Source organism: Rathayibacter sp. SW19 (assembly GCF_030866825.1).
GTDB lineage: Bacteria > Actinomycetota > Actinomycetes > Actinomycetales > Microbacteriaceae > Rathayibacter_A > Rathayibacter_A soli.
This window is the reverse complement of sequence record NZ_CP133020.1, coordinates 3,243,245-3,260,429: the sequence shown is the minus strand read 5'-3', so window position 1 is coordinate 3,260,429 and position 17,185 is coordinate 3,243,245. Positions and strand designations below refer to the sequence as shown.

The window sequence follows — 17,185 nt, the reverse complement described above, 5'->3', positions numbered from 1 at the left end:
ATGGCTTCCGAAAACGTGTCATCGTTCGCCGCAGCGTCGTCGTTCGAAAGATCGTCGCATCCGCTTGTCGTCGTGATGGGGGTGTCCGGTTCGGGCAAGAGCACGATCGGTGCCTTGGTGGCGGATGCCCTCGGCGTCGCCTTCGTGGACGGCGATGCCTTGCATCCGCTCGCCAATGTTCAGAAGATGGCTGCGGGCACCCCGTTGACAGATGACGACAGGCGGCCGTGGCTGGCAAAAGTCGGGCGGGTGCTCGCCGACGCAGAAGGGACGGGACTGGTCGTCGCCTGTTCTGCATTGAAGCGGGCATACCGTGATGCGATCCGCGCGGAGGCGCCGGGCGCAATTTTTCTTTTGCTGAATGGATCTCGCGAAGTGTTGTCAGGGCGGCTCGAAGGCCGCACTGGTCATTTCATGCCACCCAGCCTGCTCGACTCACAACTGGCGACGCTCGAACCGTTGCAGCCGGATGAGCGCAGCGTCGTCGTTGATATCGGCGCGAGTATCGAGTTGGTCGTCACCGCGGCCGTCGCCGCCGTGCGTGAAGCCTGACCTGGCGCGCAAGCGCACCCATCTGGCGGTCGAGTAGCGAGCGCCAGCGAGTGTATCGAGACCAGAGGCGTCGCCGGGCGGTCTCGATACGCTCCGATCGACCAGCGGAAGAGCGTACGGCCCGCGGCAGTGTAAGCTTGATCCTTGGACTACGGCGAGGGATTGCCGCGCGACTTCCGGGCATCCGGATCGAGGCATCCGTAATCGACGCGGTGGAGTACGGCTTTGCAGCTATTCCTCACGCTGACATGCGTTCGAGTTGAACAACAGATCGAATATCTGGGCTGAAAGCCCGTAACAAGGAGTGCACCACCATGAGTGACGACAGTAACAAGGTCGCGGCAGAACTACGCGAGAACTTTGGCAAGGGCGCGGCTCGCAAGATCCGGGCCGCTGGCAAGATTCCGGCTGTGATCTACGGTCACGGCACAGCCCCGCAGCATGTGACTCTTCCCGGCCACCAGATCGGCCTGATCCTGCGCAAGGCGAACGCGGTGCTTGAACTGGACATCGCAGGCAAGAGCCAACTCGCACTGGTCAAGGATGTGCAGAAGGATCCGGTGCGCCAGATCATCGAGCACCTCGACCTCATCGTCGTCAAGAAGGGCGAGAAGGTTCACGTCGAGGTGCCCGTGCACCTGGAGGGCGAGTCCTTCCCCGGCACGATCGCGATGATCGACGTCAACACGCTCCGTCTTGAGGCCGAGGCCACGAACATTCCTGAGCGGATCGTCATCAACATCGAGGGTCTCGAAGAGGGTCAGCATGTGCTGGCCAAGGACATTCCGCTGCCAGCCGGTTCGGTGCTGGTCGATGAGCCCGACCTGCTGATCGTCGGCATCACTGTGCCGACAGGCTCCGCTGCGGACGAGGCTGCGGATGCGGCCGTGGCAGAAGCCGCCAGCGAGGCGAGTGCTGCCGCAGCGGCCGAGGCGGCCGCGGAGTAGTAGTCAGCCAGGAACAGAGCAACGAACGGATGCCGGGCCGGAGCGACGCGCTCCGGCCCGGCAGCCGTCTCACGATCTGGCTTGACGATCCGATGTCACGATATGAAGCAAACATGAGCGAGCGGACTTGGCTGGTTGTCGGCTTGGGCAACCCGGGGGCCGAATACGCCAACACCCGGCACAATGTCGGGCAGATGGTGTTGGCGGAATTGGCAAGCAGGGCATCCGCCAGGTTCAAGTCGCACAAGACCAACGCGACAGTCGCCGAGGGCCGGGTGGTGCCGGGCGGGCCGCGGTTCGTGCTGGCGAAGCCGAACACCTACATGAACGTGTCTGGCGGCCCGGTGGCGCAGCTTCTGCGGTTCTATTCGCTGGAGCCGGACCGTTTGATCGTGCTGCAAGACGAGCTCGATATTCCGTTCGACACCCTCAAGCTCAAATTCGGCGGCGGCCACGGCGGCCACAAGGGTGTGCGTGACATCATCGCGGCGATCGGCACCGGGGAATTCACTCGTGTGCGGGTCGGCGTCGGGCGCCCGCCCGGGAGTCGCGCTGCCGCGGACCATGTGCTGCGTGCCTTCAGCAAGGAAGAGCGCGCCCTGCTGCCGTCTCTGATAACGGATGCCGCTGACGCGGTCGAGCAGATCGCCAGCGACGGGCTGTCCGCGGCTCAGCTTCGGTTCCACACCGCCGAGAAGTAGGCTGCTTTCTGTTGGTTGAGGAGCGCCGCGAGCGCAGCGAGCAGTGCGTCTCGAAACCATCGCGTGCATTCCCGTTACGCTCGAAGCCATGACACTTTTCACACGTGAGTGGGGCGACGGCGATCGGTACGCTGTGCTGATTCACGGTGTTATGAGCAGTTCGCGCAACTGGCGCACGACCGGGCCCGCACTTGCGGAGCGCGGCTATCACGTGGTCGCTGTCGACTTGCCCGGACACGGGCAAAGCCCGCGCGCCGAGCACTATACGATGCAGTTGCTGGCCGACAGCGTGTTGGAGAGTGTGCCTGCCGGCCCGGAGTTGGCGATGGGCCATTCGCTTGGCGGGCTCACGCTGAGTCTGATCGTCGAGCGCCTGCAGCCGACGCGCGCGATATACGTTGATCCGGCGTTCGACATGCCCGAAATGGCGTGGTGGCAGCGGATGCTGATGCCGCTGCTGATGCGGCGGATGCTGAAGAGCAGTACTGATGAGGTGGCGGCGAAGAATCCGCGTTGGGATCGGCAGGATGCCCAAATCGAGTCAGAGGATTTTCACGCGTTCGATCGCCGTGTGATGGCCCTACTCAGTCAGAAGGGTGCGTTGCGGGTGCCGGAGCACGCCATGGTTCCGTCCCTAGTCGTGCGGGCGGACACCCGTGGGGTCGTTTCGCCGGAACTTGCTGACCGTCTTACGGCCCTGGGCTTCGAGGTACGCACTGTGGTCGGCACCACCCACACCATCAATCGCGATGACTTCGACGGCTTTCTGCGCGCTCTCGACGGCTGGATCTGAACCGTCCGCGGGAAGCACGAGCCGCATCGCGTCAGTTGCATTGCGTATCGGACGCGCACCGCCGCGCTTTCCGCAGCCGTCGTCGTTGTCGTGGACTCGCGGTCTCTCGCGATGTTAGGAGAGTTGCTAGAAGGCTCGTGGGGCGGTGTTGTGGGTGTGGCCGAGGGCCCTTTCCCATTGGATGGTGCCGTTTTTGTGGCGGATGATCGCCCTGTTGCCTTCGGTTGCGTTGAGCGGGATGAAGGATGCGCGTGTCGTTGTTCACCGGGTGGTCGGGGCCGATTCCGGCGCATCACTGCGGGGTCATGTGCGCATGAGTGTGGTTTGTGATTGGCGTGGTGTTCGGGCGAGTTGTGCGAGCCAGTTCGGGGGGTGGATGGTGGGTGTGCCGTGGTGCATTGTCACGGTCCAGATTCCTGTGTCGAGCATTCTGTGGTGCCACCAGCAGGCGAGCACGCCGTTGTCGACGTGGGTTGGCCCGCCGCGGTGATCGGGCACGACGTGGTGTGCTTCTGAGGCTGTGGCGGGGATGGGGCAGCCGGGCACGATGCACGTCAGTCCGTCTCGCGCGGCCATGGCTCGGCGTTGTGCTTTCGTGAAGTACCTGGACTTGCTGCCCAGCTTGATGATGCGCCCGCCGGGGCTGAGGATCACCGATTGGACGCCACCGTCACAGACGAATTGACGAACGACCGATGCCGGGATTGGGTCTTCGATGCCGGAAATCTTTCCCGTGGAGGTGCCCGTGTCGGGGTTGAGTGTGTTGGTGGTTGTGGTGATCAGTACGGTTGGTGGGGTGCTGAACTCTTGCGAGGCGCCGAAAGATTTGACCATCGCGGCGAACAAGTCGGCTTTCTGCTGTCCGGCCGTGCGCGGATCGGCCGCAATGCCTCGCTCCTCGTTCTCTTCCTTCTCGAGAAATTTCGGTGCGGTCCGCGGGGTGATGACAGCCTCTATCACTGCGAGGGTGATTGCGGCGATCTCTGGTGTGACGGCTCCGCCGAACGGGTGGACACCGTTCTTTGCTGTGCGAGACATCCAGAAGTCACGGCGTTGCAGGGCCTCTTCGGCAGACGGCTCGAGTCCGTCGGGATCCAGAGCGTCCCGCCAGGCTCGCGCCTGGATCCGGATCCGGTCCGCCGGCAGCGGGATACCGGTCATACCGGCCATGCCGGGCACCGGTGTTTCAGACGTGGCGAGCGTTTCGGACGCCACCGGCTCCCCGTCTTGTTGCATGAATTGCTGACCTGTCGCGGCAGCGACCAGGTGTCGCTCGGCGACCAGCAGGTCATCGATCGCGGCTCGGGGTGAAGCCGTCGACAGTTCACGTGTGATGGCCTCGGCCGCGTCCAACCCGATGCGACCCGTTGCCAACGCGGCCCCGACGGTCGAGAAGAGGGCGGGCAGGGCCGCGCCGGTCGCCGATGTGCGCGGCAACACGGTGGCGCCCAGCCTCAACCGTCGGCGAACAGTCCCGGATGCTGCGGCGGTGACGCGTTCGAGCAATTCGACCCCGTTGCGACACCCGCGGGCCGCTGCCAAACCGTTCGAACCGAATGCGGGGTCGCTGCGTTTGTCGACCTCCGTGGCCGTGGCCACCCGGAGCGCGTCGATGACCCGCCCCGCTTCCTCTGCCCGCGCCGTGAAGCGGAGTAGATCATCCGCGCTCATCGCCCACAGCGCGGAAGAATCGATGGTCGACGCGGCGTCGATCATGTTCTCCAGTGCGGCGGTCGGGTTGTCCATACCCGTAAGTCAACCAGGCACCACCGACATTGAGTAGGGCATGAATGCGCAGATCAGAAGCAACTTCCCGAGTGTGTGTCATTCGGACCAGTGTGCGTTATTCGGCGCGTCTGCGTCGTGCTCGCCGGGGTCTCGATACGCTCGCTAGCGCTCGCTACTCGACCACCGGCCCCCCGTTGGTCGAGTAGCGCGCGAGCGCAGCGAGTACGCGTATCCAGACCCGCGTTCACCACTCGACCGGTACCCCCGACCACCAGTCAGTCGACCGCGGTCACCTCCAGCAACCACACCTGCTCCGGATACGAAGCAGGAGCCTGCAAACCCGCGGAGGCCACACCGAGGATGCGCGGGTGCCGGCCCGACCGTGCAGGATCGGGCACGGCGATCGCGCGTCGCTCGAATGAATCCGCACACCTGGTGCAGAAAGGCCCGACAACTGCGCTGCAGTCGCCGGGCCCATGACAGGCTTGCGAGGATGCGCTTTACTCGCTGTCGAGGCCAGCCTCAAGTTCGATCGTGATCGTGACCTTGTCGCCGACCAAGACGCCACCGGTCTCGAGCGTTGCGTTCCAGCTCAGGCCGAAGTCCTCGCGGTTGACGGTGGTGTGCGCGGTTGCGCCGGCTTTGTAGTTGCCGTACGGGTCCGTGCCGAAGCCACCGAACTCGAAGTCGAAGGTCACCGGCTTCGTCGTGCCTTTGATCGTCAGCAGACCGTCGACCTTGTAGTCACCGTCGACGACGCGTGCGCCTGTCGAGACGAACTCGATCGTCGGAAATTCAGGCGCATTGAAGAAATCGTTGGTGCGCAGGTGGTTGTCGCGGTTCACGTCGCCTGTCGTGATCGACTCAACCTCAGCGGATGCTGTGACGCTCGAGTCGAGCGGGTTCTCACCGGTCACGAACGTCGCCGAGAACGTGTTGAACTTACCGCGGACCTTGCTGATCATCATGTGCCGGACGCTGAACCCGATCTCGCTGTGCGCGTGGTCAATGGTCCAGGTTCCGGCCCTGTAGCCGGGGATCTCAGTGGTGGCCGTAGTTGTTGTCATCGGGCAATTCTCCTCATGGTGTGATGGATCGGTTCCATACGTACGTGTATGCAAACGCATGGGGTCGCAGACTATTCCATGCATGTCGATATATTTCCGTCGGCGTCTATCTCCCGCTCGACGGGAGCACGGGAGTACGCGAGCGCAGGAGCACGTGAGCGCTCGGCACAGCACACCACGGTGCCGTGTCTGTGCACCCCCGTACACTTAGACGAGTGATCCTTGAGGGCTTAACACGTGCGCTTTCGCGCGCCCAAACTTTCGATAACGCCCTTGCGCACGCCGCACGCGACGCCGACTTCTCTCTGACCGATGGCCTTCGTGCCCCGCTGCTGGCTGGCCTGCTCGGCAAACGGCCCGAGGGCTTGCGGTCGATGCTGGTGATCACGGCGACCGGGCGCGAGTCGGAAGGCTTGCGAGCCACCCTCGCTGGACTGCTTCCGTCGGCGGAGATCCTCGACTTTCCAGCCTGGGAGACCTTGCCGCACGAGCGGCTGAGCCCGAGTGCTGAAATCGTCGGTCGCCGACTCGCCGCATTACGACGCATGCACGATTGGAACGACGCAGCAGGTGCGGCCACTGGGCAGCGGCCGCTGGTTGTCACCGCGTCGGTGCGGGCGGCCCTCCAGCCGCTTGCGGACAACCTCACCGAGCGTGAACCGGTCACGTTGCGAGTCGGCAGTCGCGGGAATGAGCTCGGCGCCATTGCGCTGCAGCTGGTCGACCTGGCGTACTCACGGGTCGACATGGTCACCCGCCGCGGCGAATTCGCGGTGCGCGGCGGCATCCTCGATGTGTTCCCTTCGGTGGCGGAGCATCCGTATCGCGTTGATTTCTTCGGGGACGAGGTAGAGCAGATTCGCGCTTTCTCGGTGGCAGACCAGCGCTCCTTGCCCGAGGAAGTCAGCGCCGTCACACTGCCGCCGAGCCGTGAACTCCTCCTCAGCACTGCAGTGCGGCAACGCGCCCGCGAGATGGCGAGCGAATTTCCCAATCTCTCCGGCATGCTCGCCAAAATTGCCGAAGGCATCCCGGTTGAAGGGATGGAGTCGCTCGCACCTGCGCTCGTCGATCGCCTGGTGCCGCTGACCCACTATCTGCCTGCCGGTGCCGCCATCGCGGTCATCTCACCCGAACGGGTCGCGTCGCGGGCCGTCAGCCTGGCTGAGACGAATCGTGAATTTCTGTCTGCAGCCTGGAGCGCTGCCACCGTTGGTGCGGCGGCGCCGATCGACCTGGCTTCCGGCGACTTCTTGACGCTCGGCGCACTGCGCGAGTCCGCGCAACGGCTGCAGGCCGGCCCCGCTGCCGCCGCGCACCCGTGGTGGACTCTCAGCAATTTCGACTCCGGCGAGGTGCTGCCGGAGGAACGCACGATCGAAGAACACCTGACGGTGCGCATTCAAGCGGATGCCGTACCCAGCTTCCAGGGCAACGTCACCGGCGCTCTCGATCACATCGCCGCCCTGTTGACAGACAACTGGCGCGTCGTGATCGCCGCGGAGGGCATCGGCCTTGTCGAGCGCGCCGCCGATGTGCTGGCTGAAAACGGTGTCGCCGCGCGTGTGGTGGAGGACTATCCGGATGACGCCGAACCCGGCATCGCCTATCTGGTGCGGGCCGTCGTCGGCCACGGCTTCGAACTTCCGAGCGAGAAGATCGCGCTGATCGGCGAGACCGAGTTCTACGGCCGCACCATCGGCTACGACTCGCGGCAGATCAAGAAGCTCGCGGTGCGACGCAAGAACGTCGTGGATCCGCTGCAGTTGAATACCGGTGACTACGTTGTGCACCAGACGCACGGCATCGGCAAATTCGTTGAACTGACGCAGCGCGAGGTTTCCAGCGGCGGGCGCAAACCCGTGAAGACCAAGCGCGAGTATTTGGTGCTGGAATATGCGCCGTCCAAGCGCGGATTTCCCGGCGACAAACTTTACGTGCCGACCGACCAACTCGACTTGCTCACGCGCTACGTCGGAGGTGAGTCGCCCGCTCTCAGCAAGATGGGCGGCAGCGACTGGTCGGCCGCCAAGGGCCGGGCACGCAAGGCGGTGCGCGACATCGCCGTCGAACTCGTGAAGCTGTATTCGGCGCGGATGGCCAGCAAGGGCTACGCGTTCGCACCGGACACCCCATGGCAGCGCGAGCTGGAGGAGGCCTTCCCGTTCGTGGAGACCCCGGACCAGCTGCAGACCATCGACGAGGTCAAGGCAGACATGGAGCGGCCGATCCCGATGGACCGACTGATTTCAGGCGACGTCGGCTTCGGCAAGACCGAGATCGCTGTGCGTGCCGCATTCAAGGCGGTCCAGGACGGCAAACAGGTGATCATGCTGGTGCCGACCACACTGTTGGTCAAGCAGCACTTCGAGACCTTCCAGGAACGTTTCGCTGGTTTCCCGATTCATCTGCGCGCGCTCAGCAGGTTTCAGAGCGACCGTGAGGCAGCCGAGACGATACGCGGCCTCGCCGATGGAACGGTCGACGTCGTCATCGGCACCCATCGGCTCCTGACCGCCGGCATCACGATCAAGGATCTGGGTCTTGTCATCATCGACGAGGAACAGCGCTTCGGGGTCGAGCACAAGGATGCACTGAAAAAGTTGAAGACCAACGTCGACATTCTGGCGATGAGTGCAACGCCGATCCCTCGCACACTGGAGATGGCGGTGACGGGTATCCGCGAGATGTCGACGCTGGCGACGCCGCCGGAGGACCGGCATCCGATTCTCACCTTCGTCGGCCCATCGTCGGATCGGCAGACCGGTGCGGCAATCCGACGCGAGTTGCTGCGCGAGGGCCAGATCTTCTTCGTTCACAACCGGGTATCCAGTATCAACCGGGTCGCCGCGCATCTGGCAGAGCTGGTGCCGGAGGCGCGCATCGCCGTCGCGCACGGCCAATTGCCCGAGCACGTGCTCGAACAGATCGTCGTCGACTTCTGGGAGCGCAAATTCGACGTGCTGGTCTGCACGACCATCATCGAGACCGGGCTGGACATCGCCAACGCGAACACCATCATCATCGATCGTGCAGACAAATATGGCCTCAGCCAGTTGCACCAGTTGCGCGGGCGCGTCGGCCGCGGACACGAACGGGCGTACGCCTACTTCCTCTATGACGAAAACAAGCCGCTTGGCGAGACTGCGCACGACCGGCTCTCGACCATCGCCGCGAATAACGAGCTCGGCAGCGGCATGCAGGTCGCGCTGAAAGACCTCGAGATCCGCGGTGCGGGCAACCTGCTCGGCGGGGAGCAGTCCGGGCACATCGCGGGAGTCGGCTTCGACCTGTATCTGCGGATGATCGGCGAGGCTGTCGGCGCGTTCCGGGGCGACGTTGCTGAGGGGCAGACCGAGCTGCGGCTCGAGCTGCCGGTCGACGCCCACATTCCAGAAGACTATGTCGATAGCGAGCGGCTGCGTTTGGAGGCATATCAGAAGCTGTCTGCCGCCAGCGCGCCGAATGCGGCAGACGACCAACTTGAGCACGTGCACGATGAGTTGACCGATCGCTACGGCGAGCTGCCGCTGGCGGTGCAAAACCTGTTTGCCGTGTCGCGACTACGTCGGCATGCGCAACGAGCCGGTCTCAGCGATGTCGTCGCAATGGGCTCGAATCTGCGCGTAGCGCCGGCAGCACTGGCCGACTCGATTCAGGTGCGCTTGAAGCGGATGTACCCCGGCTCGCGTTACCTCGCAGCGCAGCATGCCGTGCTCGTTCCAATGCCTCGCATCAATGGGGACGCGCTCGCCGACGCCGATCTGATCGGCTGGACGACGCAGGTGCTGGATGCGATCTTCCCGGTCAAGGAGACTTCCTCGGTGGTCGAGTAGCGAGGAACGAGCGTATCGAGACCCCATAACGAGGTCTCGATACGCGCGCTCGCCCTTCGACAACGCTCAGGGACCGAAGCTCGCGGGCTACTCGACAACCGCCGTCGCAACTAATCTGTGTTATCTTTACCAGAACAGATAGCGCAGATGGTGTGACGGAGAGCTGGAGGCGCAATGCAGATCGACATCGACCCGCTGTCCGATGTGCCGCTCTACCAGCAGCTGCGCGACCGCGTGGTCGAGGGCATCGCTGCCGGTCGTCTCGAACCGGGGGAACAGCTCGCCTCCGTGCGGCAGCTGGCGGTGTCGTTCGGCATCAACGTCGCAACGGTGAGCAAAGGTTACGACCTGCTGAGGCAGGAGGGCCTGATCCGCACCAATCACAAGTCCGGCTCCGTCATCGCGCGCGGACCCGATAGCGGTCCGGCGTCGAGTGAATTCGTTGACGACTGGCGGGCCAGACTCACCACCCTGCTCGCCGAGGCGAGTGCACAGGGGCTCAGTTCTTCCCGGATTTCCGAGTCCGTGGCCGACCTGCTTGCCGGGTTCGGCCACAACGTCAAAGGAGGCCGCGCATGACGTGGTTGGTTCTGTTCTTCAGCCTGCTGATCTGCACCCTGATCGCGGGTCTACTGTTCGCGATGCCCGCGATCGTGCATCCAACGGTGCCGCTCGGCGTCAGTGTGCCGCATGACCGGATCGGCGAGCCGGTCATCCGCACTGCTGTGCGCCGCTATCGCATCGCGATCGTCGGATGCTGGGTGCTCGCCGTCGCCGGCACCGTATTTCTCGCAGACCAAGCGGCTCTCGCGCTCGCCGTACCTGTTCTCGGGCTCCTGGTGCTCTGTACCGTCGCATACCTTGTGGCGCGCTCGTCGATCTTGCGAGCGAAACGCGCCGGCCGGTGGTACGAGGGAGTCCCGGTTCGGTTGACTGCGGATGTCACGGCGCTCGCGTCCCCGCGCCCACCGATCGGCTGGGCGATCGTCTCCGTCCTTCTGTTGCTTGTCACCATCGTGATCGGCGCTGTCGCGTACTCGAGCTTGCCCGACCCGGTGCCGGTGCATTGGAACGCTGCGGGCGAAATCAACGGATACGCCGCCAAGTCGGTCTGGTCGGTGTTCGGTCCGGTGCTGATCGGTCTGGGGCTCGTCGCCCTGTTGTTCGCGGCCTCGTACCTGGGCCGGCTGACGACGGGGCGGACCATCACGTCCGACTCGCTAGAAGAGGCTGCGCATCGGGCGGATGTGCAGCGCCGCCTGCTCGTGTCGATGCTCGGGCAGCTCGGCTTGGTGATCACCCTGATGATTTGCACGCTGACCCTCGCAGGATGGTTCGCGCCGAAATCGAATGTGCTGTTCATCGTGCTCCCGGCGGGGCTGATCGTGCTCATCGCCGCACTGCTCGTCGTGTTCGTTGTCCGCTACTCGCGGTCGATGGCGCGCTCACAGGTTGGTGCGCGCGCCGGCGGTTCGGCCACCGGCGGAACCGCTCGGTCCGACCGCGCGATCGACGCCCCAGACGACGATCGCTATTGGAAGGGCGGGCTGATCTACGTCAACAGGAATGACCCCGCCGTCTTCGTGCCCAAGCGCTTCGGCGTCGGGTGGACCGTCAATCTCGGCAGCGCGGGTGGATTCATACTCGGCTTGGTGCTGCTCCTGATCATCGTCGGCGCCATCACGATGGCCATCGTCGCACCCGGTAGCCAGCACCGCGCGCTCTAGGCGGTTCCTTTCACGGCCTGTATCGCGGTACGCGGATGCTCCCGTCGATACCGACGAGCGAGGGCCGAGACCAGGATGCCCGCAAGCACGATCGACACTCCGGATCCGAGCAGCACGGCAAGCGTGCCCTCGTCGATGATCTCTTGGCTTTCCCTGAAGGCCAACTCGTTCATGAGCAGGGACACCGTGAAGCCGATGCCACCCAGTGAGGAAATGACCAGCAACGCCCGCAGGCTGATCTTCGGCGCTTGCCCGCGCCGGCCGATGAATGAGCCCAGCCAGCCGCCGAGGGTGATGCCGATCAGCTTGCCGACGGGCAACGCGACCAGGATGCCCCAGAACGGCGCAGCCAACTGCCCGACGGAAACCTGAGGGATCGGCACCAGGGCGGCCGAGAACGCGAACAGCGGCAAGACCAGTCCGTTGGACCACGGTTCGAGTGCATGCGTGACGCGCCGCGCCGGAGTGCGTGCCATGACCAGCCCGAGCACGACGCCGGCGATCGTGGCGTGCACGCCGGAGCGGTAGACGAGCACCCAGGTGAGCACGGCCAGCAACACCATGATGACCGCGAGCGGAACGCGCATTCGTCCGCGCAGCATCCGGCTGAGCAGAGCGAACGCGAGCGCACTGATCGCGGCGAGCCCAAGCATCCCCAGATTCGGATTCGAAGTGAAGAACACGGCGATGATGACAATGGCGATCAGGTCGTCCAAGACAGCAAGTGCGAGCAGGAAGACTCGGAGTCGATTGGGCAGGCCGCGGCCGAAGACGGCGAGCACTCCGAGTGCGAATGCGATATCGGTCGCGGTCGGCACAGGCCAGCCCTGCGTGTATCGGCCGCCGGCGGTGAAGGCGAAGTAGATCAGTGCGGGCACGACGACGCCGCCGATCGCGGCGATGGCTGGATGCACCGCCTTGCGCACACTGTTCAGCTCACCGGCGACGAGCTCATGTTTGAGTTCGACTGCAACGATGAAGAAGAAGACAGCGAGAAATCCATCACTGATCCAATGCCCCACCGACAGGTCGAGATTGATGCCGGGAATGTTCAATTGGGCATGTTGCAGGGCGAGCAAGTTGGGTCCCATGGCCGTGTTGGCGAAGATAAGACCCAGTACGGCCGCACCGAGTAGGAGTGCCGCCGCCGAGCGTTCCGAACGAATGAGACTCACGGTTCTCCTGTCGAGAATTCTGCTTCGGCCCGGAGCGAAATGCCGCCGGCCGTACTGCGGTCTCCGCAGGCCGACCAGACTTCCCGGCACTCCGTCGCCCAGTCTAGAGCGCACGTGCTTGCGCGGTGCAAGAACGTGGGTGAGATGATGAACAAGCGTGAAGGGACCGGCCAGATGACCCAGTTCGATGCACTCGATGATTCCGTTAGTGGAGCTGGGTCGAAACTGGATGCGTTCGCGGCTGCGATGGCTGCCGTGCTCGATCGATGCGTGTGGAGCCAGGGGATGACGCACGCGTCGCTCGTGCCCTACCTCATCGAGGAGAGTTACGAACTCGTCGACGCCATTGAGGCCGGTACGGCGGACGAAATCATGGAGGAGCTCGGAGACGTATTGTGGCAGGTAGCGTTCCACTCCGAGATCGCCGCTCGCACAGCTGGTGAGGATTTCGACATCGAGGACGTCGCAGAACGGGTGACGGCGAAGATGGTGCGCAGGCATCCGCACGTGTTCGGCGACGAGGTCGCTCGCACCCCCGAAGAGGTGCTGCGGCTGTGGAGCGCGGCGAAGGCAGCCGAGAAGAAGACGCGCACGAGTGTGCTCGATGGCATCCCTCAAGGAATGCCTGCTCTTGCGCTCGCCGACAAATTGCTCGGACGGGCGGCACTGGTCGGCGCACGGCCCGCGGGCGGCGATCACGACGGAGTCGGCTCCGAGGGGGCGCCCCTTGCCGATGAGAGTGAACTCGGCGAGTTGCTGTTGGCAATCGTCGCATCCGCACGGTCGCAAGGTCTGGACGCCGAACGCGCGCTACGCGTGAGACTGCGCGGCCTTCAGGAAGAGATTCGACTGCGCGAAACGGGTGCCGCTGCTCGCTGAAGACGCGGCTCGCGGAAGACGCTGCTCGCGGAAGACGCTGCGCGCGGAAGACACCGCGCTCTGAAGACACTGCGCGCGGAAGCTACCGCGGCCGACGTTTCGGTTATCCGAATCTTCCGATGAGAGGACCCATTTTCTCACCGTACGGCTTTCGAGTACGTCGACCCTGCGTATCCGACAGCGAACGAGCGCTCAATTGGTGCACGTCCGACTCAAGCCAGGTCCCGTTGGGGACGCCGCCGACACGCGGGGGAGCGTGCTCAGGGCGACAACAACTTCATTTTACGCTCTCTGCCTGACAATTGCCGCCCGGATCTCGTAAAACGCGACTCCGACCGAATCGCTCGGCCGCGGGCGCTCGGCCGCAGATGCTCGGCCGGAATCGCCTCTGCCAGAATTGTCCGTATGGCTCGAGACGTGAATCCTCCCCGCGGTATGCGTGATTTTCTTCCGGCAGAGAAGGCGCGCCGTGAGCATGCGCTGGCCACAATCCGGCGCAGCTACACCGCGCACGGATTCGATGAGATTGAAACTCCGGTCGTCGAGGACGCCGCTCGGTTGCACTCGGGGCTCGGCGGCGACAACGAAAAGCTCGCATTCGGCATCCTGCGTCGAGGGCTCGATGCGGAGACCGTTGCTCGCGCTGCGGCAGCTGACGACATCGCTTCGCTGACCGATCTGGGCTTGCGCTTCGATCTGACCGTACCGTTGGCCCGCTTCTACGCGACGCATCGCGCCGAACTCCCGGGTGTCTTCAAGGCGATACAGATCGCGCCCGTCTGGCGCGCTGAACGCCCGCAGAAGGGTCGCTATCGCCAATTCGTTCAGTGTGATATCGACATCATCGGCGAGCCGGGTCCGCTTGCGGAGATCGAGTTGATCACGGCGACCGCAGCGACGTTGCGCGCCCTCGGAATCAGCGGTTGCCGCATCCGTATCAATCACCGCAGCATCCTGCGCAAGTTGGTCGCTTCGTGGCAGATCGCAGAGCGCGACTATGAGCGTGCCCTGATCACGATCGACAAAGAGGACAAAATCGGCGTCGACGGTGTTGTGGCCGAACTCGTCGAGCAGGGCCTGCTTGCCGAGGAACGTTCGCAAACCGCACGTGAGAACCTCGCTGGGCTGCCGAATGACGGTTGGAACCTGCTCAACACGAGGGCGTTGGTGCCATGGCTCGACGAAGACGCCTACCGAGAATTGCGTGCGATCCGCGACGCCGTTGCTCTCGTGGCGCCGGAGCTCCCTCTCGTCTTCTCGCACAACCTCGTGCGCGGAATGGGCTACTACACCGGGGCGATCTTCGAAATCCAGCATCCCGGCCTCGGCTATTCACTCGGCGGCGGTGGGCGCTACGACGGCATGATCGGCCGCTTCCTCGGCACCGATGTGCCGGCGACCGGGTTCTCGATCGGCTTCGAACGGATCGCCGACCTCGTCAAAACCCCCGCGGATGCCGTGGCCGACTCTGTCGTGCTCGTGCACGACAGTGATGTACCCCTGACCCGCCTAGTGGCGCTGAAGATTTCGTTGATAGCGGACGGCAAGCGCGTGCGGCTGGAGCGCCGCACGAAGAATCTGAAGGGACTTCTAGAGCGGGCAGCGGCATCCGGTTACGGGTCGTTCGCGCTGGTCGACGCCGAAGCCGCGGCAGATGCGGCGCTCGAATTCAAACCGCTGACCGTGCGTCACTAGACTTGCTCGCGGATCATTCCGACGTTTTCAATTTCCACCGCACGAAACCAAGGAGATAGTTGTGGCTCAGATCGAGGCTGTTGGTGCACGTGAAATTCTGGACTCGCGGGGCAACCCGACCGTCGAGGTCGAGGTTTTGCTTGAAGACGGCACCGTCGCACGCGCGGCTGTGCCCTCGGGTGCATCGACCGGCGCGTTCGAGGCATACGAATTGCGCGACGGTGACAAGGCCCGCTATGGCGGCAAGGGCGTCGAGAAAGCGGTCGACGCAGTTCTTGACGAGCTCGGCCCAGTAGTCGAAGGCTATGAGGCATCGGAGCAACGACTCGTCGATGCGGCCTTGATCGAGACGGACGGCACACAGAACAAGAGTCGGTTGGGCGCGAATGCCATTCTCGGCGTGAGTCTTGCCGTCGCCAAGGCCGCAGCAGACTCGGCGGACCTTCCGCTGTTCCGCTACCTCGGCGGCCCGAACGCCCACACGCTGCCGGTTCCGATGCTCAACGTGATCAATGGCGGCGCGCACGCAGACAACAATGTCGACATCCAGGAGTTCATGATCCTGCCGATCGGCGCATCGACCTTCCGCGAGGCCCTGCGCTGGGGCACCGAAACCTACCACAGCCTCAAGGCGCTGCTGAAGAAGCAAGGTCTGAACACCGGCCTCGGTGACGAGGGCGGCTTCGCGCCGGACCTCTCGAGCAATCGGGCAGCGCTCGATCTACTGGTCGAGGCGATCACCGCGGCAGGGTTCACACCGGGAACGGACGTCGCACTCGGAATGGACGTCGCCTCCAGCGAATTCTTCGCAGACGACGCATACACGTTCGAGGGCAAGAAGATCGGTGCCGCCGACCTCACCGCGTACTACGACGAGCTGCTCGCTGCCTACCCGCTCGTGACCATCGAAGACCCGCTCGCCGAAGACGACTGGGAGGGCTGGACACACCTGACCGGCCACATCGGCGGCAAGGTACAGCTGGTCGGAGACGATTTGTTCGTGACCAACCCGACACGGATCGCACGGGGCATTGCCGGCCACGCAGCGAACTCCGTGCTCATCAAGGTCAACCAGATCGGCACACTGACCGAGACCCTGGATGCTGTCGCACTCGCGCAGCGCGCCGGCTATTCGACCGTCATGTCGCACCGATCCGGCGAGACCGAAGACACCACCATCGCCGACCTTGCGGTCGCGACCGACGGCGGACAGATCAAGACTGGGGCCCCGGCACGCAGCGAGCGCGTCGCAAAGTACAACCAGCTGCTGCGCATCGAAGAGGAACTCGGTGACGCGGCGGTCTACGCCGGCCGCGGCGCATTCCCGCGCTTCACCGCGTAGCCCCTCAATGGTGGTCGTCTAGCCCGCGAGCTTTCGGTCCCTGAGCGAAGCCGAAGGGCGAGCAGGCGTGTCGAGACCCCCGACCGATCAGCTCACGCGGTCTCGATACAGTCGCTAGCGCTCCTTACTCGACCAACGGCACCGGTGGTCGAGTAGCCCGCGAGCTTTCGGTCCCTGAGCGAAGCCGAAGGGCGAGCAGGCGTATCGAGACCCGCGCGGCATCCGCGACCTCTGGGCGGCGCCGGGTTAGGCTCGTTTGGCCTAGACGTTGACAGGAGGCTGCGATGGCGGCGGAGGACCCGACGCGCGGATGGTTGCGCGGCATCCGATTCTCATGGTTCACGTTTCTGATGATGGGAATTCTCGTGTTGGGCGTGCTCGTTGTCGCGCCGACTCTGCAGCAGTATATTCAGCAGCGTCAGCAGATCGCCGATGTGCAGGCTGCCAATGCGGCACTGCATTCGAAAGTGAAGGCGCTCGACGCTGACAAAGCCCGGTGGAGCGACCCCAGCTACATCCGTGCGGAGGCGCGCGATCGACTGCTCTACGTGATGCCCGGCGAGACGAGCTATCTCGTGATCGATGATCGGCCGGCGGCCGCGAAGAAGGACACAACACCGGTCAGCAGCTCCATTCAGAAGACGCAGAGCGATTGGCTTGGTTCCCTGTTCGACTCTGTCATGACCGCAGGCCTCAGCACTCAGCCGGTCGGCACCCTTCCGATCTCGAACCCGGCCGGGTGA

14 protein-coding genes are annotated in these 17,185 nt (G+C 64.1%); 11 read left to right on the top strand and 3 right to left on the bottom strand.

Annotated features, from left to right (window positions below; genetic code table 11):
• The 4 genes from QU604_RS15265 (at position 1) to QU604_RS15250 (ending at position 2,993) form a co-directional block, all read left to right on the top strand.
• Positions 1-552: a gluconokinase gene (locus tag QU604_RS15265; protein ID WP_308465474.1), complete on the top strand. Its 552-nt coding sequence runs from the start codon at positions 1-3 to the stop codon at positions 550-552.
• A gap of 314 nt (positions 553-866) precedes the next feature.
• Positions 867-1,499, top strand: a complete 633-nt coding sequence (locus tag QU604_RS15260) for a 50S ribosomal protein L25/general stress protein Ctc (protein ID WP_308465473.1) — start codon at positions 867-869, stop codon at positions 1,497-1,499.
• Positions 1,500-1,612: 113 nt separating this feature from the next.
• Positions 1,613-2,200, top strand: coding sequence for an aminoacyl-tRNA hydrolase (pth, locus tag QU604_RS15255; RefSeq protein ID WP_308465472.1), 588 nt, complete (start codon positions 1,613-1,615; stop codon positions 2,198-2,200).
• An 88-nt stretch (positions 2,201-2,288) separates the two neighbouring features.
• Positions 2,289-2,993, top strand: a complete 705-nt coding sequence (locus QU604_RS15250) for an alpha/beta fold hydrolase (protein WP_308465471.1) — start codon at positions 2,289-2,291, stop codon at positions 2,991-2,993.
• A gap of 303 nt (positions 2,994-3,296) precedes the next feature.
• On the opposite strand, the gene QU604_RS15245 is transcribed toward QU604_RS15250, so the two are convergent.
• Both QU604_RS15245 and QU604_RS15240 read right to left on the bottom strand, forming a co-directional pair.
• A complete protein-coding gene (locus QU604_RS15245; RefSeq protein WP_308465470.1) occupies positions 3,297-4,739 on the bottom strand; it encodes an HNH endonuclease in 1,443 nt (480 codons plus the stop codon).
• Positions 4,740-5,221: 482 nt separating this feature from the next.
• A complete protein-coding gene (locus QU604_RS15240; RefSeq protein WP_308465469.1) occupies positions 5,222-5,788 on the bottom strand; it encodes a YceI family protein in 567 nt (188 codons plus the stop codon).
• 215 nt (positions 5,789-6,003) lie between these two features.
• On the opposite strand from QU604_RS15240, the gene mfd reads away from it, so the two are divergent.
• The 3 genes from mfd to QU604_RS15225 all read left to right on the top strand — a co-directional run bounded on the left by mfd (position 6,004) and on the right by QU604_RS15225 (position 11,351).
• The gene (gene mfd / locus QU604_RS15235; protein WP_308465468.1) at positions 6,004-9,624 is read left to right on the top strand and encodes a transcription-repair coupling factor; all 3,621 of its coding nucleotides are present in this window, start codon (positions 6,004-6,006) and stop codon (positions 9,622-9,624) included.
• A gap of 174 nt (positions 9,625-9,798) precedes the next feature.
• The gene (locus QU604_RS15230) at positions 9,799-10,203 is read left to right on the top strand and encodes a GntR family transcriptional regulator (RefSeq protein ID WP_308465467.1); all 405 of its coding nucleotides are present in this window, start codon (positions 9,799-9,801) and stop codon (positions 10,201-10,203) included.
• Entirely contained in the window at positions 10,200-11,351 is a 1,152-nt protein-coding gene (locus tag QU604_RS15225; protein WP_308465466.1) for a DUF1648 domain-containing protein, read from the top strand. Before QU604_RS15230 ends, QU604_RS15225 begins: the two co-directional genes overlap by 4 nt.
• Here the strand turns inward: QU604_RS15225 and nhaA are convergent.
• Positions 11,348-12,526 (bottom strand): Na+/H+ antiporter NhaA, encoded by a 1,179-nt coding sequence (gene nhaA / locus QU604_RS15220; RefSeq protein WP_308465465.1) that lies wholly within the window; start codon positions 12,524-12,526, stop codon positions 11,348-11,350. The genes QU604_RS15225 and nhaA overlap by 4 nt on opposite strands.
• A gap of 144 nt (positions 12,527-12,670) precedes the next feature.
• Here nhaA and QU604_RS15215 point away from each other — a divergent pair, with 144 nt between their 5' ends.
• The 4 genes from QU604_RS15215 (at position 12,671) to QU604_RS15200 (ending at position 17,185) form a co-directional block, all read left to right on the top strand.
• Positions 12,671-13,405: a nucleoside triphosphate pyrophosphohydrolase gene (locus QU604_RS15215; protein ID WP_409349970.1), complete on the top strand. Its 735-nt coding sequence runs from the start codon at positions 12,671-12,673 to the stop codon at positions 13,403-13,405.
• A 405-nt stretch (positions 13,406-13,810) separates the two neighbouring features.
• Positions 13,811-15,100, top strand: a complete 1,290-nt coding sequence (hisS, locus tag QU604_RS15210) for a histidine--tRNA ligase (protein ID WP_308465464.1) — start codon at positions 13,811-13,813, stop codon at positions 15,098-15,100.
• Between the two features lie 61 nt (positions 15,101-15,161).
• On the top strand, positions 15,162-16,442 hold the full coding sequence (eno, locus tag QU604_RS15205; protein ID WP_308465463.1) for a phosphopyruvate hydratase: 1,281 nt from the start codon (positions 15,162-15,164) through the stop codon (positions 16,440-16,442).
• 284 nt (positions 16,443-16,726) lie between these two features.
• Positions 16,727-17,185, top strand: coding sequence for an FtsB family cell division protein (locus QU604_RS15200; RefSeq protein ID WP_308465462.1), 459 nt, complete (start codon positions 16,727-16,729; stop codon positions 17,183-17,185).

Coding starts and splice junctions, on each gene's coding strand:
- QU604_RS15265 (WP_308465474.1), top strand. CDS start 1: ATGGCTTCCGAAAACGTGTCATCGTTCGCCGCAGCGTCGTCGTTCGAA.
- QU604_RS15260 (WP_308465473.1), top strand. CDS start 867: ATGAGTGACGACAGTAACAAGGTCGCGGCAGAACTACGCGAGAACTTT.
- pth (WP_308465472.1), top strand. CDS start 1,613: ATGAGCGAGCGGACTTGGCTGGTTGTCGGCTTGGGCAACCCGGGGGCC.
- QU604_RS15250 (WP_308465471.1), top strand. CDS start 2,289: ATGACACTTTTCACACGTGAGTGGGGCGACGGCGATCGGTACGCTGTG.
- QU604_RS15245 (WP_308465470.1), bottom strand. CDS start 4,739: ATGGACAACCCGACCGCCGCACTGGAGAACATGATCGACGCCGCGTCG.
- QU604_RS15240 (WP_308465469.1), bottom strand. CDS start 5,788: ATGACAACAACTACGGCCACCACTGAGATCCCCGGCTACAGGGCCGGA.
- QU604_RS15230 (WP_308465467.1), top strand. CDS start 9,799: ATGCAGATCGACATCGACCCGCTGTCCGATGTGCCGCTCTACCAGCAG.
- QU604_RS15225 (WP_308465466.1), top strand. CDS start 10,200: ATGACGTGGTTGGTTCTGTTCTTCAGCCTGCTGATCTGCACCCTGATC.
- QU604_RS15215 (WP_409349970.1), top strand. CDS start 12,671: ATGATGAACAAGCGTGAAGGGACCGGCCAGATGACCCAGTTCGATGCA.
- hisS (WP_308465464.1), top strand. CDS start 13,811: ATGGCTCGAGACGTGAATCCTCCCCGCGGTATGCGTGATTTTCTTCCG.
- QU604_RS15200 (WP_308465462.1), top strand. CDS start 16,727: ATGGCGGCGGAGGACCCGACGCGCGGATGGTTGCGCGGCATCCGATTC.